Source organism: Variovorax sp. J31P207 (genome assembly GCF_030316965.1).
GTDB lineage: Bacteria > Pseudomonadota > Gammaproteobacteria > Burkholderiales > Burkholderiaceae_C > Variovorax > Variovorax ginsengisoli_B.
In genome coordinates this window covers 62,249-86,867 of the sequence record NZ_JASZYN010000017.1, presented here as the reverse complement: position 1 = coordinate 86,867, position 24,619 = coordinate 62,249, and the positions used below count along the sequence as shown (strand labels likewise).

The following is a 24,619-nucleotide window of genomic DNA, read 5'->3' as shown; positions in this document are numbered from 1 at the left end:
AACCACTCATCATGCGCATCAAGGACAAGACCATCGTGATCACGGGCGGCGCCTCGGGCCTGGGCCTGGCGACCGCCGGCTACCTGGTCAAGGAGAAGGGCGCCCGCGTCGCCATCCTCGACCTCAACCTCGAAGCCGGTCAGCGGGCGGTGGCCGAGCTCGGTGCCGAGCACGCCCTGTTCGTGCAGACCGACGTGGCCAGCGAGGAATCGGTGCAGGCCGCGGTGGACGCGGTGATGCGGCGCTTCGGCGCCATCCACGTGTGCATCAACGGCGCCGCGATCCCGACCGGCTTCAAGCTGCTCGGCAAGGAGGGCAAGGCGGCACCGCTGGCGCGCTTCGCGCAGGCCACCGCCGTCAACATCAACGGCGTCTTCAACGTGATGTCGAAGTGCGCCGAACAGATGGCGAAGAACGAGGCCGAGGTCGGCGAGGAGCGCGGTGTGGTGATCAACGTCTCGTCCGGCGCCGCCTACGAGGGCCAGGTCGGACAGACGGCCTATGCGGCATCGAAGGCCGCGATCATCGGCATGAACATGCCAGCGGCGCGAGAGCTCGGCGCCATCGGGGTGCGGGTCAATGCGATCGCGCCGGGCCTGTTCCTGACCGCCATGGTCGCGAGCCTCGACGCCAAGGTGCTCGATTCGCTCAAGGAGCAGATGGAGGCGCCTCGCCGCCTCGGCGACATGCGCGAGTTCGCCCATTGCTGCGCCTTCATCATCGAGAACGCCTACGTGAACGCCGAGACCATCCGCCTCGACGGCGCGGCGCGCCTGCGAGCGCGCTGAGCACCGCCCCTTCCAAGACCAAAGAACGAGAGACATACCATGAGAATCGCCGACTACTTCGACGGCGCCGCGGCGCAGTACCCGAACAACCTGGCCTTTGTCGATGGCCAGACCCGCATCGACTTCGCCGAGGCGCAGCGCACGGCACACGCCATCGCCCATGCGCTGGTGCGCGAGAAGGCAGCGGGCTGCGGCACGCACGTGGCGATCTACGCCCCCAACGACTATCGGGTCACGCTGCTGCACCTGGGCATCAACCTGGCCGACATGGCCTGGCTCTCCGTGCACATCAAGAACACGATCGAGACCAATGCCGATGTGCTCGAGTACTTCGATGCCGACATCGTCTTCTTCCACAGCCAGTTCGCCAGTTTCGTGCCGGTGCTCAAGACCAGGCTCTCGAAGGCGCGGCTCTATGTCTGCATCGACGGCCCTTCCGAGCATGGCATGTCGATGCAGGATTGGCTGGCCGACTGCTGGACGCCGTTCCGCAACGTGTGCGAGCAGCCCGGCACCGTCGCCTTCCTTCAGCCCACCGGCGGCACCACGGGGCCGTCGAAGGGCGCGGTTCACACGCACCGCACGCTCGAGATGATGGGCCTCGCGCTGGCGACCGAATTCACGGCCACGTCCGAGTCGCGCCATCTCGTGATCGCGCCTCTGACGCATGCGGCCGGCCTGATCGTGCTGGGCTTCGCCGCGCGCGGCTGCGCGACGATCATCCTGCCGGGCTTCGATGCCGATGCGGTCTTCAACGCCATCGAGAAGGAAAAAGTCTCGCACCTGTTCCTGCCGCCGACTGCGGTCTATGCGCTGCTCGCGCATCCGCGCGTGAAGACCACGGACTTTTCGTCGCTGCGCTGCTTCATCGTCGGTGCGGCGCCGATTGCGCCCGAGAAGTTCAAGGAAGCCGTGCGCGTGTTCGGCCCGATCATGTACGAAGGCTTCGGCCAGACCGAGACACTAATCCCGATTCTCGTCAAGCGGCCCTCCGACTACCTCAACGACGATGGCAGCTTCGACGAGGCGGCGGTGCGCGCGGCTGGCAAGCCGGTTGGCGTGGTGCGGGTGGGCATCATGGACACCGAGGGCAACCTGCTGCCTGCCGGCGAGCGCGGCGAGATCGTGGTGCGCTCCTCGATGGCGATGCAGGGCTACTACAAGAAGCCCGAGGAGACTGCCGCGGTCTCGACCTTCGGCTGGCACCACACCAGCGATGTCGGCGTGGTGGACGAGCGCGGCTTCGTGACCATCGTCGACCGCATCAAGGACATGATCGTCTCGGGTGGCTTCAACATCTATCCCGTGGAGATCGAGAAGGCGATCCAGGACCATCCCGCGGTGCTCGACTGCATCGTGGTCGGCGTGCCCGACGAAAAGTGGGGCGAAGCGGTCAAGGCCGTGGTGCAACTCAAGCCCGGCCAGACGCTGGAAGAGGCCGAGCTCATCGCCATCTGCAAGGCGCAGCTCGGGAGCGCGAAGGCGCCCAAGACGGTCGAGTTCTGGGACGCGTTGCCGCGCAGCGCGGTCGGCAAGCTGCTCAAGAAGGACGTGCGCGCTAAGTTCTGGGGTGACCAGTGGCGATCGGTCTGAGCGCGCAGGTCGATGCCGTCATGCGCGGCCGGCGTTCGGTGCGCGCCTTTCTGCCGACACCGGTGCCGCAAACCACGGTGGCCGAAATCCTCGCGCTGGCGGCCTGCGCGCCCAGCGGCACCAACATCCAGCCCTGGCAGGTGATTGCGCTGGCGGGCGACGAAAGGCAGCGTCTGTGCGATCGGGCGCAGCATGCCTTCCATCACGAAAGCGGGCTGCATGCGAGCGAGTACGACATCTACCCGGCCGAATGGGTCGAGCCCTACCTGGGGCGCCGGCGCCGCAACGGCCTGGCGCTGTATGCCTCTCTGGGCATCGAGCGCGGCGACAAGGCTGCGATGCAGCGTCAGCATGCGCGCAATTTCGCCTTCTTCGATGCGCCTGTAGGACTGATTTTCACCATCGACAGGCGGCTTGCGCAGAGCAGCTGGGTCGACTACGGCATGTTTCTCCAGAACGTGATGCTCTCGGCCCGTGCCCGCGGCCTCGACACTTGCCCCCAGATGGCCTGGGCGATGGTGCCGAAGCTGCTCACTGAGTTGCTCGAAATTCCGCCGCATCTCATGGTGGTGTGCGGTATGGCGCTCGGCCACGCCGACCCCGATGCGCCCGAGAACCGGTGGACCCCCGTGCGCGAGCCGGTGGATTCGATAGCGCACTACCGAGGGTTCTCAGCCGTCCTCTGAAAAGGTTTCGGCTACTGCAGGATGCCGACGCGCGAACCTGCCGGAAAACAGCTTGAACCGTTCTCCGGGCAGATCACGACAAAGGTCGTACGTTGTCCGCAACCAGAGATCCCGATGGTGTACTCGGCCCGAACGGTGCCCTGGAAGCGGAGGGTTCGGACCAGCGGTTGAATTGTCTCTCGCGACAGAACCTCGGCGGTGGACGTCGGGCAGTTCAATTCGAACTGCGCACGGCGCTTCGCCATGGAGATAGCTTCGGGCTGCATCTGATCGATGAAGGGGGGCGGAGGCGCAACCGGCGATGCAGAGCGCAGCAATCAGCGGTGGAATCAGTCGTTCGTTCGAGAGCATCGGTGGTCCTATGGGTCGCTGTGAGTGAGGCCAGTGCAAACGGCAACGGTGCTTCGCAAGGACTTGCCGATTGGAGCGCAGGGAGCGTGCTCTGCCAGGGGTCGATTGTTGTGTACGTGCGCAAGGTCGCAATCAGTGCGAAGTGCAACTGCGTTGCCCGAAAGGGACGTCGTTGTGCACACCTGCGATGCCGGGCCTATGCACAGTTAGCCAACGGCTACCGCCTCGCTGGCTGTCAGCATCAGATCGTTCGCATGGGCTTGGGTGGCAGCAGATCGAAGCCGAACCAAGTTGCGGCCTCCAGCCTCTACTTGGTGGCCGTTTGTATAGCAGGGGCTGGTGGCCGACGAGCCGACGAGCTTCGTGGGGGACGTCACCCACCAGTGCGCCGTCGGTCTCCGATGTCGAAGCCGCGTAACTCTCGCCGGGCCGTCGCTGCCAGTGCTCATTTCGGCCAAGGTCTGCCAAGCCGCGGGTCGCCAAGTGCGTCCGGCCCGGCTTACTCGTATGATTTGCGAGCAATACATGGGATGTCTAACGCATTTGCTGCAGTAGGGCACCATAATCCGCGCTATCGAATGGAAGGGACTTCCCCGTCCCGATTAAGCCGCTGCGTGTTGCGGCTGCCGGCAACAAAGTGCCACGATGGGATTGCGAAGTTCCATCAACTCACTCGGAAGGGGAAGTCCATGGCTATTTTGTATGTCGGCATCGATCTCGCCAAGGCCGTTTTCGCCGTGCACGCAGTGAATGCAGCCGGCAAGCCCGAGCTGGTGCGTCCGAACGTAGCGCGAGCCAGGTTGCTCGAATTGATCGTGTCGCTGCCGCCCTGCGTGATCGGAATGGAAGCGTGCTCCGGCGCGCACCACTGGGCGCGCCAGTTCATTGCCCACGGTCACACGGTGCGCCTGATGGCACCGAAGTTCGTCAGTCCGTATCGCCTGTCTGGCAAGCGTGGCAAGAATGACGCCGCCGACGCGGCGGCGATCTGCGAAGCGGTGCAGCGGCCCAACATGAGATTCGTGCCGATCAAGAGCCTCGAGCAGCAATCGCAACTGAGTGTGCATCGCGTGCGCCAGGGGTTCATCGAACAGCGCACGGCAACCATCAACCGGATCCGCGGCCTGCTCAGTGAGTTCGGTGTCGTGCTGCCGCTGAAGGCGTCGACTGTGCGTCGTCAAGCCGCAGCCTGCCTAGAGGATCTGCCCGGGTGGAGCAACACCGCCATCGGCGATCTACTCAGCGAGTTGATGCGGCTGGACGAGCGGATTGCGCTCTACGACCGGCACATCGCGAAGATGGCGCGCGAAGACACTCGGGTTCGGCAACTCATGCAGTTGAGCGGCGTTGGCCCCACCACTGGCACCGCACTTGTAGCGATGATCGGCAACGGCCATGAGTTCAAGTGTGGTCGTCAGTTCGCAGCCTGGCTCGGCTTGGTCCCCGGTCAATACAGCTCGGGCGGCAAGTCCCGACTGGGCCACATCACAAAGGCAGGCGACCCGTACATCCGATCGCTGCTGGTTTTGGGCGCGCGAGCGGTTCTCAACTCAGCCCTGAGCAAGACCGATGTAGTCAGCCGATGGGCCGTAGCGCTGGCGGCGCGGCGCGGCTATTGGCGAGCGATCGTCGCCATCGCAGCCAAGAATGCGCGCATGGCCTGGGCCGTGTTGGCTCGAGGAGAACAATTCGCGATGCCAGCATGAGCCTGTGGGCAGCCAACTCAAACCGCTCGAAACGAGAAGCGCATGAACTGACCGAACCGATTCCACCGCCGCTTGACGGCTTACAGTGATGAAGCAAGGTTGGACCTGCGTGGGGTGTGCCTGAGATTGGGGTGGAGGCGGCAATGGCCGACCTCGATTATCGAATGAGGCCCCCACGCGCGTCTTTCATCAGGGTCCGCAGCCCAGACACGCGCTGCATCGATGACCGTTTGTAGACCCGCAGTCCGCCCCTTGTTTTTTCAAACTACGTTTGCCGCGCCGCGCTGGCGGCACATCGCGACGCGAAGCTCAGTCCCGAGGCGATCTTCCTGAAGGGCATCGTCGACGCGGAGCATTTGCCGGCCACTTAGGCGCAGCACGAAAACTCGCCCCCATTTGTAGGGAAGCCCTTGTAGACCCCAATCGGAGGCTGTCGATGAATCTTGGCACCATGGGCGTCACGGCGTTCGAATGTCGAATGCCGGTTCGGCGGTGAGGGCCGCGCGGTGTGCAGCTGGAGGAGGTGGTCGAGGCGGCCGACGCGTTGCTTGGTCGAGGGCTCAAGCCGACCATCGAGCGCGTGCGCCAGCACTTGGACGGCGTGCCGCTTCTGCAGGTCGAGATCTGACGAAGAGAGCCCGTTGCAGACTTAGGGGATGTCCCGTTTCATACCTGCAAAGCCAGGGATCGCTGTCATCGAATGCTCTCCACGCCAGGGTAGACGTAAGCGTCTGTTTGACCGAACGCGCGCCTTGCGTCGCCCCAGAACAAGGGGTAGCCTGATCGGTTGGTCTTACAGCCCGAAGGCCCCTACCGCAAAGGAGAGTTTGATGGCAAAGAACAAGCAGCCCGCCAAAGGCAAGCAGCCCAATATCCTCGTCATCTGGGGCGATGACATCGGCATCTCGAACCTGAGTTGCTATACCGATGGCCTCATGGGCTATCGCACCCCGAACATCGACCGCATCGCGAAGGAGGGCATGAAGTTCACCGACGCCTACGGCGAGCAATCGTGTACGGCTGGGCGCTCTTCCTTCATCACCGGCCAGAGCGTCTATCGCACCGGGCTCTCCAAGGTAGGAATTCCCGGCTCACCGATCGGACTGCAGGCCGAGGATGCGACCATCGCGGAACTGCTCAAGGCACAGGGCTATGCCACCGGGCAGTTCGGCAAGAACCATCTCGGCGATTTGAACAAGTTCATTCCGACCGTGCACGGATTCGACGAATTCTTCGGCAACCTCTACCACCTCAACGCCGAGGAAGAACCGGAACTGCCGCACTATCCCAAGGATCCGCGCTTCTTCGAGAATTTCGGCCCGCGCGGCGTGCTGCGTTCCTGGGCCATCGACAAGGACGACCCGACCGAGCAGCCGCGATGGGGCAACGTCGGCAAGCAGAAGATCGAGGACACAGGGCCGCTGACCAAGAAGCGCATGGAGACCTGCGACGACGAGTTCGCTGACGCGGCGTGCGACTTCATCAGGCGCCAGCACAAGGCCGGCAAGCCCTTCTTCGTGTGGAGCTGCTTCACTCATATGCACCTGCGTACCCACACCAAGCCGGAGAGCATCGGCCAGGCGGGAGAGGACCAGTCGCCCTACCACGACACGATGATCGACCACGACAAGAACGTCGGCACGCTGCTGGACTTGCTCGACGAACTCGGCATCGCCGAGGAAACGATGGTGATCTACTCGACCGACAACGGCCCGCACATGAACTCCTGGCCGGACGGTGCGATGACGCCCTTCCGGAGCGAGAAGGACACCAACTGGGAAGGCGCCTTCCGCATTCCGCTTGTCGCACGCTGGCCCGGCCAAATTCCCGCGGGCGTGGTCGTCAACGACATCGTCCAGCACCACGACTGGCTTCCGACCTTCCTTGCGATGGCCGGCGAGCCCGACATCGTTGAGAAGCTCAAAAAGGGATATAAGGCCGGCGACAAGACTTTCAAGGTCCACATCGACGGCTACAACCTGCTCGACTTCCTGACGAAGGAGGGTGTCAGGAGCCCGCGGAAGGGGCTTGTCTATTTTGACGACGACGGCAGCCTGGTCGCCTTGCGCGCGGGCAACTGGAAGATCGTCTTCATGGAGCAGCGCGCCCCGGGCACGTTGCGGGTGTGGGCCGAGCCCTTCGTTCCATTGCGCCTGCCGAAGCTGTTCAACCTGAGGACCGACCCGTACGAAAAGGCCGACATCACGTCGAATACCTACTATGACTGGTTGATCGATCATGTTCCGCAGTTGAACCTCGGAATGGCTGTAGTCCAGCCATTCCTCGATTCATTCAAGGAGTTTCCGCCACGACAGAAGGCGGCCAGTTTTACGCTCGACCAGGCACTTGAAAAGCTGAGTCAGGTCACGAGCGGGCATTGATACTGGCTTGTTTTAGGCGCTCAGGGAGCTACCTGATCACTCGCGCGGACCGCGCCTGTCCTACTTTGCGCCGAGTCGAAGCCGTCGTTGCGTTGTGGCTCTGGCCGCCTCCCAGGTAGCCAACGTTGCCCCATGCGTTCTAGCCTCTTCCGGGGTCGGCGTTGACGCCGAGCTTCGCCTCGTAGCGGTCATTCAGATAGTAGTCGCAGAGTTGGAACGCATTGAATGCATGCTGGTGTCGGAATCGTCGTGCCACCAATTGAGCGTCAGGTATGGGCTGCGTCTTACGACCGGCGCGCTGGATGCACTCCCGCCACGATGCCTAGACGGGCTGCTCGAGGCATGAGCTCTGACCTCCGTTCGAAACCCGCAAGGTCATGGTTACGAGCAGGCTGGCTGCCTTTGCACCGATGTTGAATCGCAGCGCGCTCGCGGCGACCGGCCCTGTGACGTAGTTGTGCGAATGGGATCCTCCCGCGCCGAAATGGTCGGAGGAGATCGCGCCTGCCGTCACGACTCGACCGCCCGAACCTTGGGCCCAGCGCTGGGTCATGTGGACGCGTCGCGGCGCCGAATCTGGATGACACGAACTCCCGGTCATACTGTGTGTTGGCCTTCGGAATTGGCTGCCGAACTGGCAGCGGTCGCCGAGACCGTCCCTTGGGACTTTTCCTGACGAACGGCCGGTCTACTTTGGACCTTGACCGTCGCCGGTGTCGCCAGCGTCGGATATCGGCCGGCAACGGAGGACCAGGACGAAGTCGCGCATGAGCGGCTGCTTTCGAATGTCGCGAACCAGCGCTCTGGGGCCCATAGCGGGCGCAGCAGGTTTCAAATTTGACGCCTTGAAGCAGACAACGCCCGGTGCCTACGGCTTCGGTTTCGTCGCAAAGCACTTTGCTGCCAACGCTTCGACCTTCAACCGACCTTCTTCGGTCAGCTACACAGATTCATTCCGTTCGTGCGGACCAGTTGAGCCTGATCACCGATCCCGATGTGTACGGTGAAGCCGCTGTCGAGCGTGGGCGCGTCAAGGCCGTCGCCCATGACCTTGCCCCGCTCTATGAGTCGGCGTTTCGTGCCGACCGGCCGCTGCGCGAGTTAACGACACAGGTGCGTTGGCCTCTAGCGTCAATTTTCTGTCCGCCGTCCGCTGTGGAATTCCGGGGGCCGGCGAGAAACTGCAGTCATTGCAACTGACAGTGAGCCTGCCATGAACAGCCAGTCATTCTTTCGTCCTCGACCTTGCCGAGCGCCGTGCGTTTTCCGTCCGTCCCGACGGGTCCGACGGGAACGCACCCGCTTTCATCGCGCGACGAATCGAAAGTCGCGAGCAACATCATCATCACTGAGGATGCACACATGAAATATTTCGCTCCCGTGAAACGTTCCGTCGACGCCAATGTTAACGGTCGCGCGAAGGCCGACGGTTCCGGCGTCGTCCTCGCGAAAGTCAAGATGTCCATCAATCCGTTCGACGTGCGCCACGAAGACGGCAGCGTATTCACGCCGCGCGGCTTGAAGGAAGCCTGCGCGCAGTACCGAGACGTTGGATGGCGTGGTCTCCAGTTCCCGCAGCAGTATGGCGGCCTGGGTTAGAGGTCCGCAGGAAGTGTGCATCAGAGAACCAACATTAAGGATGAATAGATGATTGCCTATCGCCTTGTCCAGGCCCAAGAACCCCCGCGGCTCGAAGACGTACCAAGACCATCGCCCGGTCCGGGCCAACTTCTTGTGAAGGTGGGGGGCTGTGGACTCTGTCATACCGACTTGGGCTTGATGAAGCGCACCAGGGCCGAGTGGCTCGATACCCCGCCTCCGCTAACGCTAGGTCATGAGATTGCCGGCTGGGTCGCGCAGACCGGCCAGGGTGTCGTCGGATTCAAGAGAGGGGAGCCGGTTGCGGTCGTTCCCGTGTGGGGGAGTTGTGGGCACTGTCCCGCATGCCGGCGCGGTGAAGAAAACTTCTGCTACTACATTTCGCGCTTGATCGGCGCCGGCGTGGGATTCGATGGTGGACTCGCAGAGTACGTCCTGGTCGAAGCGCGTTTCGTGGTTCCCATGGGTGATTTCGACCCCGTCCTTGCCGCACCACTGACCGATGCCGGCCTCACCACATATACCGCGATCAAGCCGGCCCTGCCAGCGCTTGTGCCCGGTTCCACCGCCGTGGTGATTGGCGTCGGCGGCCTTGGATTGCTGGGTGTTCAATTCCTTAGGACTCTCAGCGGTGCGCGAGTCATCGCGGTGGACAATGACAAGGCGCATCTGGAACTTGCCAAGGCACACGGTGCAGACATTGCGCTTTCCAGTGACACAAGCACCGCGGAACAGATACGGGACATCACGTCCGGCGCCGGTGCGAGTTTCGTACTCGATTGTGTTGGTGCAGAAAGTACGCTCAAGACCGGAGTTGCTGCACTTGCGAGACTTGGTCGCTTGACTCTCGTCGGGGCGGCGCTGAAGACCATTCCTTTTGGACTGCATGAAGTACCGTGGGGTGCTCAACTCACTACCAGCCTTAATGGGGGCACGCTGAACCTGCGAGAGATCATTGATCTGGCCCGGATCGGAAGAATCGAGACGATCGTGGATCGTTATCCGCTGAGCCACGTTGCAGACGCGTACCGCGATCTTGCGGACGGAAAACTGCGCGGTAGAGCGGTCTGTATTCCCGAAGCGGTGGGGCAAATGTCATGAAGACTCAGTCCGCCATCTCGGTACCAGGCGAAGTCGCGATCACTTCGCAGATTCGTGAATTCTTCCAGCGTTACGGTGCGACCTTTGTGGAGCTGGCCATTGGGAAGCGCTCGGATGTGAATGTGCTGCTCGAGTTCTATGGCGCACCCCTCAGGTTCATCGGTTCGACATTCCACATGGTCATGAATGACAGCGCCGCGATCACGGGCGCGGATGGCATGGGTGGCGAGATCGATCGGCTACGTCGCGCGGGCTTCGCGGGATCCGCGCTCGATAAATGTCAGATCTGCGTACTCAACCCCCGGGCGGCTCTGGTCGATGCGCTGTGGTTGCGCCGCGATGGCGCGGGAGCGCTGATGGCACGGTTTGGCGTCATCTACCTCTTGACTCTAACAACAAGCGGATGGCGCATCACGTCGGCCGTCAACGCATCGGAATGAATGGAGCCACCATGTCGGCAACAGATCCCCCCACGCTCGAAGTGAGCGACATACAGGCGACGGTCCTGCGCCCGCGCCCCTCCCCGTACAAAGGAGAGTACGTGATCCTTCGCATCGACGATGCGGCGCAGGGTCGTGAAATGCTCCGCCGCATCATTCCCCATGTGGCGCCGGCGGATGACTGGTGGGTACCCACGCTCGCCGGTTGGTTGGGCATCGCATTCACCTATCAAGGTCTCAGGGCGCTGGGGGTCCCCCAGGCGTCACTGGACAGCTTCCCTCAGGAATTCCGTGAAGGGATGGCGGCACGGGCAGCGGTTCTGAATGACGTCGGGGGCAACGCGCCAGCCAACTGGGAATATCCGTTCGGCACGGCGGACACGCACGTTGCGCTGGCGATCTATTCGAAAGACGACCAAAGCCTCGAGAGGGTGCTGGAGTTGGCGAGACAGAGCCATCTGGACCTGCCTGGAGTCTCGGTTGTTTATCGCTTGAAGTTCAGTGAGCTGCCCGGCGGACGCAATCCGTTCGGGTTCAAGGATGGACTCCACAACCCCCACGTCGAAGGCAGTGGCGCTCGCGCGCATCCAGGCTATGGACCTTCGCTCAAGGCCGGGGAGTTCGTCCTCGGTTATCCGGACGAAGTGGGTGAGACAGCGACAAGTCCACAGCCCGAGGAGTTACGACGTAACGGTACATTCGTTGCCTTTCGGAAGTTCCACACCCGAGTCACCGATTTTCGAAAGTATCTGAGTGAGCACGCCGCATCGGCCGAAGAACAAGAGTTGATCGCCGCGAAGATGGTCGGCAGATGGCGTAGTGGTGCGCCGCTGGTTCTTGCTCCCGAGCGGGACGATGCCACGCTGGGCGCAGATGCGCAGCGCAATGACGTTTTCAGCTATGCAGATGACATGCAAGGCTTGAAGTGCCCTTTCAGTGCGCACATTCGGCGCGTGAATCCCCGCGATGCTCTGAAGAACGAACTCGTTGCTGTAAATCTGCACCACTTTCTGCGACGAGGGACGAACTACGGCCCTCCTCTGCCGGAAGGTGTCCTGGAGGATGACGGCGCCGAGCGCGGCGGTGTTTTCCTGTTGATCGGCGCACACCTGAAGCGGCAATTCGAATTCGTGCAATCGCAATGGATGACTGACGGCAACTTCATCGGTCACGGAGCGGAGCAGGACCCGGTAGTGGGCAATAGCGAAGGTGCAGGAATGTTCACCATCCCTGAACGTCCCGTCCGTCGCCGCCTTCAAGGGCTGCCGCAGTTCGTTGCCGTCCGCGGAGGCGAATACTGCTTCATGCCCGGCCTGCGTGCTCTGCGCTGGCTCGCGAATCTTGGCTCATCCAGTGCCTGAGTCTTAGCGGCACTAAAACAGAATTGACGTTCGGTTCGCCCGAACATCATCGACGTTCGGGGAACCGAACATTTACCTTGGCAACATCACTGATCTAAAGGAAATGCAACCATGACAACGCAATCACAGGCACTGACCGAATCGCAACAGGATCCGGGTTTCGAGAAGAAGTTCGAGCGGCTGCGCGAGCTCTTTGCAACCGCCCCGGAGTTGGGGAAAAGTGCCCTGGAGGCCCAGATCCAGCAACTGACTGAAGCGCGCGAGCCGCTGACGCGGATGTCATCCGCCGGCCGGATCGGCACCCGCCAGGGCAAGGTTTCGGAGCTGCTCGTCATCGCCCCATTCGCACCCGGCGGCGCGCAGCGGCTGCGCGCGATCCTGGACTTGCGCAACGGCGACTTCAGCGACACGGACAGGGTTGGCACCGTCCACGACATGCGCTTCGTGTTCCTGGAAGACGACACGAAATTGCTCTTCGCCACTGCGTACGACGGCGACTGGGATCCCTACATCGAGGACTTCGCGGCGAAGATCCCTGCCCAGATGGACGTCCTCTTCACCGCTTTCGAAGGCTGGCCGGGGATTCACAGCGGCCAGGCTGTGAAGGACTGGATCGCCAGGCACCAGGTACCGGCAGCAGGTTGGTATGTCGCGCATCCGGATCTCACGGTGCGGGACATCCGCCGACTCAAGCGCGTCGGCGAGGCGCTGGACGAGTTTCTCGACAAGATCAGCAGTTGAGTTGAAACGGTCCTGATCGGATAAGGCACGACCATGAACAATCACGTCAATCACGGCCAATACCACCTGGCCACGAAGCTGGTGGAGATGATCCACCGGGATTTCCAGCGGTTTCATCCCGGCTATCGGGATGTGCATGCCTCGGGTCGCTACTACGCAGGTGTGTTCAGGGCCACACCCGAGGCGAGAAAACTCAGTCGGGCCGTACACCTGCAGGGTGACCCCGTGCCGGTTACGGTGCGACATTCGAACAGCCAGTCCGGGAATCCCTGGGGGCCGGCCGCCTCAGCCTCGATGGCGGCAAGGTTCTATCTTCCGGATGGCACGGTGACGGATCTGGTCTCCCTGCCGATCCCGCTGTTCTTTGCGCGAACCCCCGAGGAAACTCTCGAGTTTTTGCACGCTGTCGAGCCTGATCCCGCAACCGGCGCACCTGATCCCAACCGGATCGGACCGTTCCTGGCGGCTCGTCCATGGGTCGCGAATGCGGTCAAGCTCGCCAAATGCCTGCCGGCGTCCGTCAGCCTCGCCCAGACAGCGTTTCACATGCTTCACGCCTTCCGCTTCGTCAACGCGGCCGACGAGGTGCAGTACGCGCGCTATCACTGGGAGCCCGAGGCTGGCGTTGCCGGCCAGTCGTTGGACGAACTGCAAAAGCAACCGCCGTCCTATCTCTTCGAGGAACTCGAGGCGCGGCTACGCAAGGGGCCGGTGATCTTCAATCTTGTCCTGCAACTTGCCGGCGCGGATGATCCTAAGAACGACCCGAATGCACCGTGGCCCGAGGATCGCCCTCGCGTACGCATCGGGCAACTCGAGATCGTTCGAACGACCAGCGTCGAAGAGATCGGCGATCCGGTGATGATGCACGACCCCACCCGGTTGACCGACGGTATCGAGCCGTCGGACGATCCGGTCCTGGCAGCGCGCCGCGGCGTGTACGAAGTCTCGGTTGCCAACCGCACGGGCGGCTGGAGGGGGCGGCTGGCTGCTCTGGAGCGCGCAGGTTGTCCGTTCGGCAGCAGTGCCGCCTCCTGATGAAATGAGCGCCTCGCCAATGTTCGCGACTACACGGCCAATGCAACACGCTTCGCGCGGAGCTCAAAGAGATCGAACAGTGACATCGGGCAACGCGCCTTGTCGCCTCGATGTGAGCGCGCAGGAGCTTGGTCGCAGTGGCCGAGCTGCGATCCTTGCACAACGCTGCGTCGTCTTTTTGAACACCGTGTCGCCACACTTCGCGGCGATGCGGCGCGGGCGTAGCGCCCACGATGCGCGACTAACTTCAGTGCCTCCTTCGGAGCCTCACATGAAAAACACCATCCAACGCGTCGGGGTGATCAGAACGGGCGTGATCGGCGCCAGTTGGGCGGCGCTGTTCCTGGCGCACGGCCTGGACGTCACGGTGACGGACGTCGCCCCGGGCGCCGAAGACGGCCTGCCGGGGCTGCTCAGGGTTCGGTCCCATGACTGATCCACGCCCTTTGGCACGACCGCGTGCAGTCATCTTGGGGGGCGGGTTCGCCGGCGTCGCCGCAGCGCGCGAGCTCCGGTTCAGCGGCGCGGACGTCCTCCTGATCGACCGCCGCAACCACCACATCTTCCAGCCACTGCTGTACCAGGTCGCCACCGCGGTGCTGGCGCCGGCGGACATCGCCGCACCGCTGCGGCAACTGGCCGAGCAGCAGGACAACCTGTCGGTCATGCTCGGCGAGGTGAGTGCGGTAGACCGGCAGGCGCGGACGCTCACCGTTGCGCCCGCCGGCATCGCGCCGCGCACGATCCCCTACGACTACCTGGTGGTCGCCACCGGCGTGCAATCCAGCTACTTCGGGCACGAAGAATTCGCCCCCCACGCACCGAGCCTCAAGACGCTGGCAGACGCCGAAGCCATCCGGGCGCGCATTCTGTCGGCGTACGAACGCGCCGAGCAGTCGGACGACATGTCGGAGCGCCTGCGCGCCATGACATTCGTGCTGGTCGGCGCCGGCCCGACGGGCGTGGAGCTTGCCGCCTCGATGGCCCAGATGGCTCGCGAGACGCTGCGGCGCGACTTCCGCCGCATCGACCCCGCCGAAACGCGCATTTTTCTCGTCGAGGCGGGTCCGCGTGCGCTGGCGTCGTTCGACGAGTCGCTCGCACGTAAATCGGCTGCGCGGCTGGAGGAGCTTGGGGTGCAGGTCCGCACAGGTACGCGGGTGGACACGATCGACGCCAACGGCGTGCTCGCGGGAGGGGAACGCATTGACGCCGCCACGGTGCTGTGGACCGCCGGGGTGCAAGCATCGCCCCTGGTCGCCATGCTCGGGACGAAAACGGACCGCGCGGGCCGGGCCTGCGTCGCGCCGGGCCTGCATCTTCCGGAGGACGACCGGGTCTTCGTCGTCGGCGACGCCGCCAGCGTGGAGACCGACGGACAGCGTGTGCCCGCAGTGGCCCAGGCGGCGATCCAGCAGGGACGGCATGCCGGCCGCGCCATTGCCAACGGCATCAACCAGTCGCGCATGCAGCCACCGCCCTTCCGCTACAACGACCGCGGGAACATGGCCGTCGTCGGCAGGAACTCGCTGTGCTGCAACGTGGTCGCTGGCGCACCAGCGGCACCCTGACCTGGCTGCTCTGGGCGCTCCTTCACGTCGCCTTCCTGCCGCAGTTGCAGAACCGCCTGCGCGTGCAGATCCAGTGGCTGTGGTCGTACCTAACCGGCCAGCGCAGCTCCAGGCTGATCCCCGAACCGCCGTCCCGAACCTGGGAGCAATTGGAGAACCATGGCGGCCGTGACCCCGGGCCGAAGCCGGCCAGGCAGAGGGCCTAGCTCGTGGGGGGCGTCGGCGGTGAGCCCTCCCGCATCTCGTCCATCTCGATTACGGCAAGTGCGCGTGAGATCTTTTGACCTGAGGGCGTGCCTCGCGTCAGGTCCGCCACGCGATAAGCGTGCAGAGGAACGGATTGAAGACGCTTTCGCCCTTCAAGTGATTGCGATGACGCCTGGGCAGCGCTTACGGCGATCGACATGGCGCAGGCGCTGTCGCAGGCCGATCTAGTTGTGAAGTTCCAGTAGGTTGTTCATCCGTCCCAGATTTGGGAAGCTGTGGTTACCAAGACACGGCTACTCAACTCAGGAGAGACGGATGAACAGCCATAAGCATGCGAGATTGACGCCCAAAGGTCGAGCCCTGCTGGTAAATCGGGTGCTGCAGCAGGGTTGGAAGGTGGGTGCCGCCAGCGAAGCTGGCGGCGTGAGCGTAAGGACGGCGTACAAGTGGCTCGCCCGCTTCAAGGCCGAAGGCTTGCCAGGGTTGAATGACCGCAGTTCCAAGCCTGCTCATTGCCCGCACGCCACCAGCGCTGTGGATCGGGCTCAATTCGAAGCGTTGCGCCGACAAAGATGGCCTCTATGGCGCATTGCCATGCAGGCCGGCCGCAGCCTGGCGACTCTCAGTCGCTGCATGAAGCGCGTTGGACTGTCGAGGCTGAGGTCGCTCGAGCCCGTCTTGCCAGTCGTTCGCTATGAGAGGGCTGCGCCTGGCGAACTGCTGCACATTGACACCAAGCGCCTGGGGCGCATACAGGGCGTGGGCCACCGCATTACCGGAGACCGCACGCTCAACCGCAGCAAGGGCCTCGGCTGGGATGCCGTGCACCTGGCCATTGACGATCACTCTCGAGTGTCATTTGCAGCAATCAAGCCTGACGAAACCGCTGCGAGTTGCACGCAATTCCTGCGCGAAGCAGTCGCCGCCTACGCCCGCCTGGGAGTGCGTATCGACCGTGTGATGACCGACAACGGCGTTGGGTACAAGAAGATCTTCGACGCCGCCTGCGGCGAACTGGGCTTGCGCCACATCCGCACCCGGCCCTACACCCCTAAGACGAATGGCAAGGCCGAACGCTTCGTTCAGACCAGCCTGCGCGAATGGGCCTACGCCAGACCCTACGAAAGCTCAGCTCAACGCGAGGCCGCGCTACAGCCCTTCATCCATCACTACAACTGGCATCGGCCACACTCAGCCCTCGACCATCAGCCGCCCATGAGCCGGATTCCGGCCATGAACAACCTGCTGGAACTCGACATCTAGTACAGGGAAACGGGCGCGAGCGCCCCGATTTCAGGATGAAGCTCTTCGAACATGGACGCGGCGACGCCAGCGGATTCGCTCATCGCTTCGAGCTCCTCGGGCATCACGCCGAGCGTCATGCAATCGCAGTGCAAGCACTTCGAGCGCATCGTCGTCGGACACCCGTTCACCCCCCACCTCATCCCCCTCGTCGAAGCAGGTATCTCCTGATGTCGACAGCTGGAACGTCGCGAAGGAAACGATCTCGAGCGCGTCGGAAGTGGAGGAGTCGCTCATGATACTTTCCCGCGCGCCCGACGCTGGCATCTTGCGCCGCCGCCCGGCCGCAGCGCGCGAGTCAGCGACACAGGTGCGTTTGACCTCTCGTGTCAATTTTCTGTCCGCTTCCCGCCGCGGCTTTCCGGGGGCCGGCGCCAGACTGAAGTCATCCCAACTGACAACGAGCCTGCCATGAGCGTATCCAGTCGTCTTTTCCTACTCGACCTTGCCGATCGCCTTGTGTTCTCGGTCCGTCCCGACGGTTCCGACAAGAAGATCATCGCCACGGGAGGCCGGTTGCCGGACGGCGTCGCGGTCGAAGTCGAAGCCGGACACGTCTACTGGACAAACATAGGCTCGCTCGACCACAACGATGGATCGATCGAGCGCGTCGACTTCCTGGAAGGCGTATTCGAAGGCCTGCTCCCGGCGTTCGAGACGCTAGGCGATCCGAGGATCACGCAAGACCTCAAGAGCAAGATCGCCGATGCTGCGGGAGGCCGGCTCCCGCTCGATCGAGCAACTTTACGAACGGAGAGAACGATCAACTCGTCGCTCTCCTCAGGTTGCGTGCCTAACGGGCCTGCCGCGTCTCGTGATCGTCGGAGGCGGCCTCGCCACCGCGAATGTGTTCACGAGAACCACTCAGCCTGCGCCTCGTCGTTCTCACCTCGACCCTGGCCGGCGTCAGAGTTCTATCACTCGCTCTCGGCATCACCGTCTTCATGTCGATAAGTGGCGCCGATGCTTCTACTCGGCTTGAACGACGGCTGGCACGGCGCGGCCGTGTGGATGGTGGGGAACATGGCCATGGCCCTGCTGCTTGGATGGTTCGTGGGCTACGAGCGCTACTTCAGCGGGCGCGCCGCCGGCAGCCAGGTCTATTGCCTGGTCTGCGCGACCTCTTGCGCGGTCACCTTGCTGGCAGGCTACCCCACGATGTGGTACTGGGGCACGGTGCAAAACGTCACCGACGCGGATCCGACCAAGGTCATCGGCAGCATTCTCACGGGCATCGGCTTCCTGGGCGCCGGGATCATCGTGAAGACCGGCCTCAACGTGCGCGGCCTGACGACCGCGGCATCGATCTGGGGTTCCTCGGCGATCGGCATTCTGGTGGGGGTGGGGTTCTACCTGCCGGCCATCGGACTCATGGCCTTGTTCGTGGTCTGCACGGCCATCGTGCCTCGGATCGAGCAGCGCCTGCCCGCCCATGCGGCGATGGCGGGAACGCTTCGATTTCGCGAGGGACACAGGCCGAGACCTGAGGAGATTCACTGCTTCCTGGCCAAACGCGGACTTCGCATCCCGCCCGAGAGCCTTACCGTCAGCTTCGACGGCACCCACTTCGAACTTCAGTGCCTGATCTTCACGAACTCGAGCGCGCGAACCAACGCGTTGAGCACGATCGTGGAAGAGCTGTCCCAGCTCGCGCACGTAGAGGGCTTCACCTTGACGCACTCGAGCCGCGCATGAGAAGGATGAGAAAGGTGCTTGATCAGGTGCCCCCTCCCTCCCAACGGGAGAACCCCTTGCGCTGCTGGTTGTCCCGGTTTGCCGCGGCCAATGCATTGACTCTTTCCTGATTCTGCTGCCGGACTCGTTGCTCGTACGGGCGCTGTTGACCGTTAACGGCCGCGATCTCCTCAGCCTCGCGCGAGCTCAACACGACAGTTATCTCGCGCCGGCGCTGATCGCCTGCTGTTCGTGTTCGTATTGACGAGACCGAGCCTGGGAACTTGCATTGGAGCGGTCGGAAGCCGGCGACTCATAGGCGTGTCCGTGGCCAATCTCACGGACTCCGGGGACGCTATGCGGAGGCAAGGTGCGGCGAAGGCTTGCGCAGGTGTGGCAGGACGCGGCGCAAGACGAGACCTCGATGGAGCGCGGCCGGACCGCACGAATCGTGGTACTAGGAGACGTTCGGGTTGTCGTCAACCGCGAGCAAAGTCGCGCACGCATCGCTCAGCGAACCCTTTGCTGCCTCAACCAGCCGCCCCCCAACACAACTCGACGCTCAGGGTACTCGGCCTGCAAGCCAGTGCTGAGGTGCACCGTACAAGAGGTGGGACAACACGCTGGATCCCACGCAGATTCCGGTACGTTGCGCATGAGGCGGTGACTGGTCTGGACCATGCCGAATCCCGCCACAAGGTCGCTGAGGTCGACCGGTTTGAGTCGCCTGGTGGCGCATCTGCACGAGGCCGTTCAAACCATCTAGGCCTTCGAGCCACTAGTGCCGCAGACTGCGAAATGCCTCCAGAACCTGGTTTGCGATCTCGTCAACGTGGCAGCAATCGGTTGGGTCAGCAGCCGCCCCCAGTACCACCAGAACGACGGTTGCGACGCAGCCGCAGCCGAAAGTCAGGGCAAAGGTCGCAATCGAGAATGCCTCGACGCTGGAGCGCACATGCATGCGCATCGCGTAGGCTGCGAGAGGCTTGTTCATGATCGTCAGAACCAACGCAATCAGGCCCTGATGAAAGCCAGCAAGTCCGCGTTGATGACGTCCGCCTGCGTCGTCGGCATGCCGTGCGGGAAGCCCCTGTAGGTCTTCAGCGTGCCGTTCTTCAGCAGCTTGGCAGACAGCGGCCCGGAGTCGGCGTAGGGGACGATCTGGTCATCGTCGCCGTGCATCACCAGCACAGGCAGGCCAATCTTCTTCAGATCGTCGGTGAAGTCGGTCTGCGAGAACGCAACGATGCCGTCGTAGTGCGCCTTGGCGCTGCCCATCATCCCTTGACGCCACCAGTTCTGGATGATGCCTTCCTGAGGTTTCGCGCCCGGGCGGTTGAAGCCGTAGAACGGTCCCGCAGGGAGGTCGCGGAAGAACTGCGCTCGGTTCGTGGCCGTCTGCAGTTGCAGGCCATCGAACACGTCCTTCGGTAGACCGCCTGGATTGGACGCGGTCTTGACCATGAGCGGCGGCACTGCTGCGATGAGGCAGGCTTTCGAGGCTCGCTTCTCGCCGTGGCGCGCCAGATAGCGCACGACCTCACCGCCACCGGTGGAATGGCCCACGTGGATCGCACCCTTGAGGTCGAGATGGTTCACGACAGCGGCGAGGTCGTCGGCGTAGTGGTCCATGTCGTGTCCGCTCCAGACTTGCGTCGAGCGACCATGCCCGCGACGATCGTGCGCAACGACGCGATAGCCCTTGGAGATGAAGAACGTCATCTGCGCATCCCAATCGTCGGAGCTCAGGGGCCATCCGTGCGAGAAGACGAGGGGAGTCGCATTGGTGGGGCCCCAGTCCTTGTAGAAGATCTGGACACCGTCTTTGGTGGTGACATAGCTCATGGGTTGATTTCCTTTCGGGGTTTCTGCGCTGTTCTGCGCGGTGGAAGCAGCCGAAGCTGCGAAGGGCAAAGCCGCTGCTGCTGCAGCGCCTGCCCCGACAACAAGCAACTGCCGGCGCGTGATCTCATAGAAAGCAGGCGTCGGCGCGGGCACTCGGTTCATGGGGTCAACTCCTTTCATGGGTGGTTCTGGAGCAGTGGTGGACAAGATCACGCTGGAAGTGCGTGACCGTCCGATGTCGATGGCTCGCATGCGGAGGTCCGGGTGCCGTGTGATGCCGCGGGCTCGCGCTGCGCCACGCACTCGGCAGTGCGGTCGTCCCGCCGCCTCGTCCGGGAGCTGTCCCGATGGACGGCGTGTGTCCAAGGCGTAGATCCGGATGACGAAGCGGTTCTCATGCTGATGACCGGGTCAGGTGCCACGCGCCGGCATGTCCATCGTCCCGCCCGGCCTCATGTGGAGGTCGTCCATGATGACAAGCGAGCCGGCGACGATGAGCGTCACCACCAGGACACCGAACGCCAGCGCGAGTGAGTTGTTCGCGTTGTCCGGCCCGGTCGTGATGTGCAGGAAGAACACGAGATGCACGCCCATCTGCGCAATCGCGAGCACCGCGAGTCCGAGCGGGATGCCCGGTGCCCACAGCAGCTGCGTGTTCGCGACCCAGAATGACAGGGCCGTGAGCGCGAGCGCCAGCAGCAAGCCGATCGTGTACACCAGCAGGCCCGAAGACCCGCCCCCTTCCGCTGCCGGAACGTCTCCGGGCGCTTGGTCGAATGTCGCTTGGCTCATGCACGAACTCCCATCAGATAGACAAACGTGAACACCGCGACCCAGACGATGTCGAGCGCGTGCCAGAACAAGGAGAAGCACAGCAACCGGCGATCCACAGCGCCGTGGAAGCCACGGAGCGCCACCTGGGCCAGCATGACGGCTAGCCACACGAGGCCCACGGCGACGTGCAGGCCGTGGCAGCCGACGAGCGTGAAGAAGGCCGAGAGGAAGGCGCTGCTTTGCGGCGTGGCGCCCCGGGCGATCATGTCGCCGAACTCCCGCAGTTCGAGGCCGAGGAACACGGCCCCGAGCGCGAGCGTCACGATCGCGCCCAGGTAGAACGCGCCGCGCCGCCGCGAGTGGGCGGCCATCGACATGAGACCGCAGGTGTAGCTCGATGCAAGCAGGCAGGCCGTTTCGAGGGCGACGCCGCCCTGGCGGAACAGATGGCTGCTGCCCGGCCCGCCGGCGGTGGCGTGGGCAAGCACAGCGTAGGTCGCGAACAGCGCCGAGAACATCACGATGTCGCTGAGCAGGTAGACCCAGAACCCGAAGCCGGCCACGGTGCGCTTCGACGCGGGACCCGCTTCGCTCGCGCTCGGCGCCGCTGCGATGTGAAGCGAATTGAAATCGACGGCCATGTTCATGCGGCAACTCCCACGGGATGGTTGCGATCGAACTGCTCGAGTTCGCCGGCTTGCACTTCGAATTCGTCATGCTTGCGGAATGCGAATGCAAGCGTCGCAAGGAAGGCTCCCAGCAGGCTCGCCAGTGCGAGCCACCAGATGCTCCAGATCAGCGCGAAGCCGCCGATGGAGGCGAAGATCGCGGTCACGAAGCCGAATGAGGTGTTCTTGGGCAGCTCGATCGCGTGATAGCCGCGGCGCGGCGCCTTCGGGCGGCGCTTGGCCAGCCAGAACGCGTCCTTGTCGGCCACTTGCGGCAGCACTGCGAAGTTCCATGCCGGCGGCGGCGACGCGGTGGCCCATTCGAGCGTCCGGCCGTTCCACGGATCGCCGGTCAGGTCGCGGTTGAGCTCGCGATCGCGGATCGACACGACCAGTTGGATCGCCTGGCACAGGATGCCCAGCATGATAATCGCCGCGCCGATGGCCGCGGCGACCAGCCATGGCTGCCATGGGAGGTGGTCGTAGTGCTGCATGCGGCGCGTCATGCCCATGAGGCCCGCGACATAGAGCGGCATGAAGGCGAGGTGGAAGCCGATGAACCAGCACCAGAACGCGCGCCGCCCCCACTTCTCGTCGAGCTTGAAGCCGAAGGCCTTGGGGAACCAGTAGTCGACCCCGGCGAAGATGCCGAACAGCACGCCCGGGATGATGACGTGATGGAAATGAGCGATCAGGAACAGGCTGTTGTGAACCTGCCAGTCCACGGGGGGAACGGCCAGGAGCACGCCGGTCAGGCCGCCCAGGACGAAGGTCACCATGAACCCGATGGTCCACAGGACCGGGACCGTGAACCGCACGCGCCCGCCGTACATCGTGAAGAGCCAGTTGAAGATCTTCACGCCGGTCGGGATGCCGATCACCATGCTCATGATGCCGAAGAAGCCGTTGATATTGGCGCTCGCGCCCATCGTGAAGAAGTGATGGAGCCAGACCGTCATCGAGAGCACGCAGATCACCATCGTCGCGGCCACCATCGAGCGGTAACCGAACATCGGCTTGCCCGAGAAGGTCGCGCTGACCTCCGAAAAGATGCCGAACGCGGGCAGGACGAGGATATAGACCTCGGGGTGGCCCCAGACCCAGAACAGGTTCACGTACATCATCGGGTTGCCGCCGGCATCGAGGGTGAAGAAATGGAAGCCGAGGTAGCGGTCCAGCAGCAGCATGGCAAAGGTCGCCGTGAGTACCGGGAACACGGCGACGATCAGAAGGTTCGCCGCCAGGGCGGTCCAGCAGAAGATCGGCATGCGCATGAGACCCATGCCCGGCGCGCGCATCTTCAGGATCGTGGTGACGAAGTTGATGCCCGACATCAGCGTGCCGATGCCGGAAAGCTGCAGCGCCCAGAGGTAGTAGTCCACGCCCACGCCGGGAGAAAACTGCAGCCCGGCGAGCGGCGGGTAGGCCATCCAGCCGGCCTTCGAGTACTCGCCGACGACGAGCGAGACGTTCGTGAGCAGCACGGCCGAGGCGGTGAGCCAGAAGCTCACGGAGTTCAGCGTCGGGAACGCGACGTCGCGCACGCCGAGCATCAGCGGCAGCAGGTAGTTCATCAGGCCGATGACCAGCGCCATCGCCACGAAGAAAATCATGATCGTGCCGTGCGCCGAGAAGATCTGGTTGAAGTGCTCGGGCGGCAGGAAGCCTTGTGCGCCGCCGGCTGCGACCGCCTGCTGCGCGCGCATCATGATCGCATCGCTGAAGCCGCGCAGCAGCATGAGCATCCCCAGAATCATGTACATGACGCCGATGCGCTTGTGGTCCACCGAAGTGATCCACTCGTTCCAGAGATAGGGCCACGCGCGCTTGTACGTGGCCCAGCCGAGCACGAACGCGACGAGCAGGCCCATGAACGCCGTGGCGCCCATGATGATCGGCTGGTCGAACGGGATCGCCGCCCAGCTCAGTTTGCCAAGGAGACTCATTTTCTCTGCCCTCTGCATTCCGCTATCGCGGCGTTCACGATGCTGTCGAAGATGTTGGATGCCACCATGCCGTACGTGATGGGAACGACGGCCGCACTCGGCCTGGCGAGTTCGGTGTAGGTATCGGCGTTGAGCGCCCGGCCCGCGGACTGCGCGTCGGCGAGCCATTTCGCGTAGTCGCCATCGTTCATGGCGTGGACCGTGAACCGCATGCCCGCGAAGCCGTCGCCGCTGAACTCCGCGGACAGTCCGCGATAGATGCCCTCATGGTCGGCCTGGAGGTTCAGATTCGTGACCATGCCGGCCATCGTGTACATCTGGCTGCCGAGCTGCGGCACGAAGAAGCTGTTCATCACGCCGGAGCCGGTCAGCTCGAAGGTCACGGGCCGGCCGACCGGAATCGTGAGCTGGTTGACCGTGGCGACGCCTTCGTCCGGGTAGATGAACAGCCACTTCCAGTCGAGCGAGATCACCTGAACACGCACCGGCCGGGCTGTCGATTCGATCCGCCTCTTCGGGTCGAGGTCGTGCGAGCCGACCCACGCGACGCTCCCGACCAGGAGGACCGTCATGATCGGGATTGCCCAGACGAGTAGTTCGATCCGGCCCGAATGCTCGAAGTCCGGCCGGTAGCGGGCCCGTCGGTTGGACGAGCGGAACCAGAACGCGACGCCCAGCGTGGCGATGATCGTGGGAGCGACGATCGCCAGCATGATGCCCGTCGAGTTGTACAGGATCTGGAGCTCGGCGAACGCGATCGGCCCCTTCGGGTCGAGCACGCCTTCCTTGCAGCCGGCCAACGCTGCGAGGCCGATCCAGCCGGCGGCGGCGAACAATCTTTTCATTT

At 63.4% G+C, this 24,619-nt stretch carries 26 protein-coding genes and 1 pseudogene; 19 read left to right on the top strand and 8 right to left on the bottom strand.

Translation table 11 applies throughout. The features are described 5' to 3' along the window. Positions 1-11: 11 nt before the first annotated feature. Genes QTI68_RS35050 through QTI68_RS35040 form a run of 3 tightly spaced genes read left to right on the top strand, consistent with a single transcriptional unit; the run spans position 12 to position 3,067 of the window. The gene (locus QTI68_RS35050) at positions 12-788 is read left to right on the top strand and encodes an SDR family NAD(P)-dependent oxidoreductase (protein ID WP_286528573.1); all 777 of its coding nucleotides are present in this window, start codon (positions 12-14) and stop codon (positions 786-788) included. A 39-nt stretch (positions 789-827) separates the two neighbouring features. Continuing rightward, on the top strand, positions 828-2,381 hold the full coding sequence (locus tag QTI68_RS35045) for a class I adenylate-forming enzyme family protein (RefSeq protein WP_286528572.1): 1,554 nt from the start codon (positions 828-830) through the stop codon (positions 2,379-2,381). A gap of 20 nt (positions 2,382-2,401) precedes the next feature. Continuing rightward, complete coding sequence (locus tag QTI68_RS35040) at positions 2,402-3,067, top strand: nitroreductase (protein ID WP_286528681.1); 666 nt, start codon at positions 2,402-2,404, stop codon at positions 3,065-3,067. A gap of 11 nt (positions 3,068-3,078) precedes the next feature. Here QTI68_RS35040 and QTI68_RS35035 read toward each other — a convergent pair whose 3' ends face one another. Beyond that, positions 3,079-3,312 (bottom strand): hypothetical protein, encoded by a 234-nt coding sequence (locus tag QTI68_RS35035; RefSeq protein WP_286528570.1) that lies wholly within the window; start codon positions 3,310-3,312, stop codon positions 3,079-3,081. Positions 3,313-4,107: 795 nt separating this feature from the next. Between QTI68_RS35035 and QTI68_RS35030 the strand changes: the two genes are divergently transcribed. The 13 genes and pseudogenes from QTI68_RS35030 to QTI68_RS34970 all read left to right on the top strand — a co-directional run bounded on the left by QTI68_RS35030 (position 4,108) and on the right by QTI68_RS34970 (position 16,826). Further along, positions 4,108-5,124: an IS110 family RNA-guided transposase gene (locus QTI68_RS35030; RefSeq protein ID WP_286528568.1), complete on the top strand. Its 1,017-nt coding sequence runs from the start codon at positions 4,108-4,110 to the stop codon at positions 5,122-5,124. A 508-nt stretch (positions 5,125-5,632) separates the two neighbouring features. Next, positions 5,633-5,719: pseudogene (locus tag QTI68_RS35025) on the top strand (DNA-binding protein); the annotation flags it as partial. A gap of 235 nt (positions 5,720-5,954) precedes the next feature. After that, the gene (locus QTI68_RS35020; protein WP_286528678.1) at positions 5,955-7,505 is read left to right on the top strand and encodes an arylsulfatase; all 1,551 of its coding nucleotides are present in this window, start codon (positions 5,955-5,957) and stop codon (positions 7,503-7,505) included. A 1,362-nt stretch (positions 7,506-8,867) separates the two neighbouring features. Continuing rightward, the gene (locus QTI68_RS40400; RefSeq protein ID WP_503011791.1) at positions 8,868-9,104 is read left to right on the top strand and encodes a hypothetical protein; all 237 of its coding nucleotides are present in this window, start codon (positions 8,868-8,870) and stop codon (positions 9,102-9,104) included. 48 nt (positions 9,105-9,152) lie between these two features. After that, positions 9,153-10,205 carry an NAD(P)-dependent alcohol dehydrogenase gene (locus QTI68_RS35010; protein WP_286528563.1) on the top strand — a complete coding sequence of 351 codons (1,053 nt, stop codon included), beginning with the start codon at positions 9,153-9,155 and terminating at the stop codon, positions 10,203-10,205. Beyond that, entirely contained in the window at positions 10,202-10,645 is a 444-nt protein-coding gene (locus tag QTI68_RS35005) for a DUF6841 family protein (protein ID WP_286528561.1), read from the top strand. Before QTI68_RS35010 ends, QTI68_RS35005 begins: the two co-directional genes overlap by 4 nt. A gap of 11 nt (positions 10,646-10,656) precedes the next feature. Further along, entirely contained in the window at positions 10,657-12,006 is a 1,350-nt protein-coding gene (locus QTI68_RS35000; RefSeq protein WP_286528560.1) for a Dyp-type peroxidase, read from the top strand. Between the two features lie 111 nt (positions 12,007-12,117). After that, positions 12,118-12,747 (top strand): hypothetical protein, encoded by a 630-nt coding sequence (locus QTI68_RS34995; RefSeq protein ID WP_286528558.1) that lies wholly within the window; start codon positions 12,118-12,120, stop codon positions 12,745-12,747. A gap of 33 nt (positions 12,748-12,780) precedes the next feature. Continuing rightward, complete coding sequence (locus QTI68_RS34990; RefSeq protein WP_286528557.1) at positions 12,781-13,785, top strand: catalase family peroxidase; 1,005 nt, start codon at positions 12,781-12,783, stop codon at positions 13,783-13,785. Between the two features lie 271 nt (positions 13,786-14,056). Continuing rightward, positions 14,057-14,221, top strand: coding sequence for a 3-hydroxyacyl-CoA dehydrogenase NAD-binding domain-containing protein (locus QTI68_RS34985; RefSeq protein ID WP_503011790.1), 165 nt, complete (start codon positions 14,057-14,059; stop codon positions 14,219-14,221). Continuing rightward, positions 14,214-15,356 carry an NAD(P)/FAD-dependent oxidoreductase gene (locus QTI68_RS34980; RefSeq protein WP_286528556.1) on the top strand — a complete coding sequence of 381 codons (1,143 nt, stop codon included), beginning with the start codon at positions 14,214-14,216 and terminating at the stop codon, positions 15,354-15,356. Before QTI68_RS34985 ends, QTI68_RS34980 begins: the two co-directional genes overlap by 8 nt. Next, the gene (locus QTI68_RS34975) at positions 15,317-15,562 is read left to right on the top strand and encodes a hypothetical protein (protein ID WP_286528555.1); all 246 of its coding nucleotides are present in this window, start codon (positions 15,317-15,319) and stop codon (positions 15,560-15,562) included. The genes QTI68_RS34980 and QTI68_RS34975 overlap by 40 nt, the downstream gene beginning before the upstream one ends. A gap of 316 nt (positions 15,563-15,878) precedes the next feature. Beyond that, positions 15,879-16,826, top strand: a complete 948-nt coding sequence (locus QTI68_RS34970; protein WP_286528553.1) for an IS481 family transposase — start codon at positions 15,879-15,881, stop codon at positions 16,824-16,826. Here QTI68_RS34970 and QTI68_RS40395 read toward each other — a convergent pair. Continuing rightward, positions 16,823-16,945, bottom strand: coding sequence for a hypothetical protein (locus QTI68_RS40395; RefSeq protein WP_503011794.1), 123 nt, complete (start codon positions 16,943-16,945; stop codon positions 16,823-16,825). The genes QTI68_RS34970 and QTI68_RS40395 overlap by 4 nt on opposite strands. On the opposite strand from QTI68_RS40395, the gene QTI68_RS40390 reads away from it, so the two are divergent. The 3 genes from QTI68_RS40390 (at position 16,908) to QTI68_RS34955 (ending at position 18,560) form a co-directional block, all read left to right on the top strand. Beyond that, on the top strand, positions 16,908-17,036 hold the full coding sequence (locus tag QTI68_RS40390; protein WP_503011792.1) for a 3-hydroxyacyl-CoA dehydrogenase NAD-binding domain-containing protein: 129 nt from the start codon (positions 16,908-16,910) through the stop codon (positions 17,034-17,036). The genes QTI68_RS40395 and QTI68_RS40390 overlap by 38 nt on opposite strands. 240 nt (positions 17,037-17,276) lie before the next feature. Next, the gene (locus tag QTI68_RS34960; RefSeq protein ID WP_286528551.1) at positions 17,277-17,819 is read left to right on the top strand and encodes a hypothetical protein; all 543 of its coding nucleotides are present in this window, start codon (positions 17,277-17,279) and stop codon (positions 17,817-17,819) included. 9 nt (positions 17,820-17,828) lie between these two features. Further along, positions 17,829-18,560: an MgtC/SapB family protein gene (locus QTI68_RS34955; RefSeq protein ID WP_286528549.1), complete on the top strand. Its 732-nt coding sequence runs from the start codon at positions 17,829-17,831 to the stop codon at positions 18,558-18,560. 757 nt (positions 18,561-19,317) lie between these two features. On the opposite strand, the gene QTI68_RS34950 is transcribed toward QTI68_RS34955, so the two are convergent. The 6 genes from QTI68_RS34950 to cyoA all read right to left on the bottom strand — a co-directional run bounded on the left by QTI68_RS34950 (position 19,318) and on the right by cyoA (position 24,617). Then, the gene (locus tag QTI68_RS34950; protein WP_286528547.1) at positions 19,318-19,533 is read right to left on the bottom strand and encodes a hypothetical protein; all 216 of its coding nucleotides are present in this window, start codon (positions 19,531-19,533) and stop codon (positions 19,318-19,320) included. Between the two features lie 20 nt (positions 19,534-19,553). Further along, positions 19,554-20,384: an alpha/beta fold hydrolase gene (locus tag QTI68_RS34945; protein ID WP_286528676.1), complete on the bottom strand. Its 831-nt coding sequence runs from the start codon at positions 20,382-20,384 to the stop codon at positions 19,554-19,556. A 411-nt stretch (positions 20,385-20,795) separates the two neighbouring features. After that, the gene (locus tag QTI68_RS34940) at positions 20,796-21,176 is read right to left on the bottom strand and encodes a cytochrome o ubiquinol oxidase subunit IV (RefSeq protein ID WP_286528545.1); all 381 of its coding nucleotides are present in this window, start codon (positions 21,174-21,176) and stop codon (positions 20,796-20,798) included. After that, positions 21,173-21,805: a cytochrome (ubi)quinol oxidase subunit III gene (locus QTI68_RS34935; protein WP_286528543.1), complete on the bottom strand. Its 633-nt coding sequence runs from the start codon at positions 21,803-21,805 to the stop codon at positions 21,173-21,175. The genes QTI68_RS34940 and QTI68_RS34935 overlap by 4 nt, the downstream gene beginning before the upstream one ends. Continuing rightward, on the bottom strand, positions 21,802-23,772 hold the full coding sequence (gene cyoB, locus QTI68_RS34930; protein ID WP_286528540.1) for a cytochrome o ubiquinol oxidase subunit I: 1,971 nt from the start codon (positions 23,770-23,772) through the stop codon (positions 21,802-21,804). The genes QTI68_RS34935 and cyoB overlap by 4 nt, the downstream gene beginning before the upstream one ends. Beyond that, positions 23,769-24,617 (bottom strand): ubiquinol oxidase subunit II, encoded by an 849-nt coding sequence (cyoA, locus tag QTI68_RS34925; protein ID WP_286528538.1) that lies wholly within the window; start codon positions 24,615-24,617, stop codon positions 23,769-23,771. The genes cyoB and cyoA overlap by 4 nt, the downstream gene beginning before the upstream one ends. Positions 24,618-24,619: the final 2 nt, after the last annotated feature.

Coding starts and splice junctions, on each gene's coding strand:
- QTI68_RS35050 (WP_286528573.1), top strand. CDS start 12: ATGCGCATCAAGGACAAGACCATCGTGATCACGGGCGGCGCCTCGGGC.
- QTI68_RS35045 (WP_286528572.1), top strand. CDS start 828: ATGAGAATCGCCGACTACTTCGACGGCGCCGCGGCGCAGTACCCGAAC.
- QTI68_RS35040 (WP_286528681.1), top strand. CDS start 2,402: ATGCGCGGCCGGCGTTCGGTGCGCGCCTTTCTGCCGACACCGGTGCCG.
- QTI68_RS35035 (WP_286528570.1), bottom strand. CDS start 3,312: ATGGCGAAGCGCCGTGCGCAGTTCGAATTGAACTGCCCGACGTCCACC.
- QTI68_RS35030 (WP_286528568.1), top strand. CDS start 4,108: ATGGCTATTTTGTATGTCGGCATCGATCTCGCCAAGGCCGTTTTCGCC.
- QTI68_RS35020 (WP_286528678.1), top strand. CDS start 5,955: ATGGCAAAGAACAAGCAGCCCGCCAAAGGCAAGCAGCCCAATATCCTC.
- QTI68_RS40400 (WP_503011791.1), top strand. CDS start 8,868: ATGAAATATTTCGCTCCCGTGAAACGTTCCGTCGACGCCAATGTTAAC.
- QTI68_RS35010 (WP_286528563.1), top strand. CDS start 9,153: ATGATTGCCTATCGCCTTGTCCAGGCCCAAGAACCCCCGCGGCTCGAA.
- QTI68_RS35005 (WP_286528561.1), top strand. CDS start 10,202: ATGAAGACTCAGTCCGCCATCTCGGTACCAGGCGAAGTCGCGATCACT.
- QTI68_RS35000 (WP_286528560.1), top strand. CDS start 10,657: ATGTCGGCAACAGATCCCCCCACGCTCGAAGTGAGCGACATACAGGCG.
- QTI68_RS34995 (WP_286528558.1), top strand. CDS start 12,118: ATGACAACGCAATCACAGGCACTGACCGAATCGCAACAGGATCCGGGT.
- QTI68_RS34990 (WP_286528557.1), top strand. CDS start 12,781: ATGAACAATCACGTCAATCACGGCCAATACCACCTGGCCACGAAGCTG.
- QTI68_RS34985 (WP_503011790.1), top strand. CDS start 14,057: ATGAAAAACACCATCCAACGCGTCGGGGTGATCAGAACGGGCGTGATC.
- QTI68_RS34980 (WP_286528556.1), top strand. CDS start 14,214: ATGACTGATCCACGCCCTTTGGCACGACCGCGTGCAGTCATCTTGGGG.
- QTI68_RS34970 (WP_286528553.1), top strand. CDS start 15,879: ATGAACAGCCATAAGCATGCGAGATTGACGCCCAAAGGTCGAGCCCTG.
- QTI68_RS40395 (WP_503011794.1), bottom strand. CDS start 16,945: ATGACGCTCGGCGTGATGCCCGAGGAGCTCGAAGCGATGAGCGAATCC.
- QTI68_RS34960 (WP_286528551.1), top strand. CDS start 17,277: ATGAGCGTATCCAGTCGTCTTTTCCTACTCGACCTTGCCGATCGCCTT.
- QTI68_RS34955 (WP_286528549.1), top strand. CDS start 17,829: ATGCTTCTACTCGGCTTGAACGACGGCTGGCACGGCGCGGCCGTGTGG.
- QTI68_RS34950 (WP_286528547.1), bottom strand. CDS start 19,533: ATGAACAAGCCTCTCGCAGCCTACGCGATGCGCATGCATGTGCGCTCC.
- QTI68_RS34945 (WP_286528676.1), bottom strand. CDS start 20,384: ATGAGCTATGTCACCACCAAAGACGGTGTCCAGATCTTCTACAAGGAC.
- QTI68_RS34940 (WP_286528545.1), bottom strand. CDS start 21,176: ATGAGCCAAGCGACATTCGACCAAGCGCCCGGAGACGTTCCGGCAGCG.
- QTI68_RS34935 (WP_286528543.1), bottom strand. CDS start 21,805: ATGAACATGGCCGTCGATTTCAATTCGCTTCACATCGCAGCGGCGCCG.
- cyoB (WP_286528540.1), bottom strand. CDS start 23,772: ATGAGTCTCCTTGGCAAACTGAGCTGGGCGGCGATCCCGTTCGACCAG.
- cyoA (WP_286528538.1), bottom strand. CDS start 24,617: ATGAAAAGATTGTTCGCCGCCGCCGGCTGGATCGGCCTCGCAGCGTTG.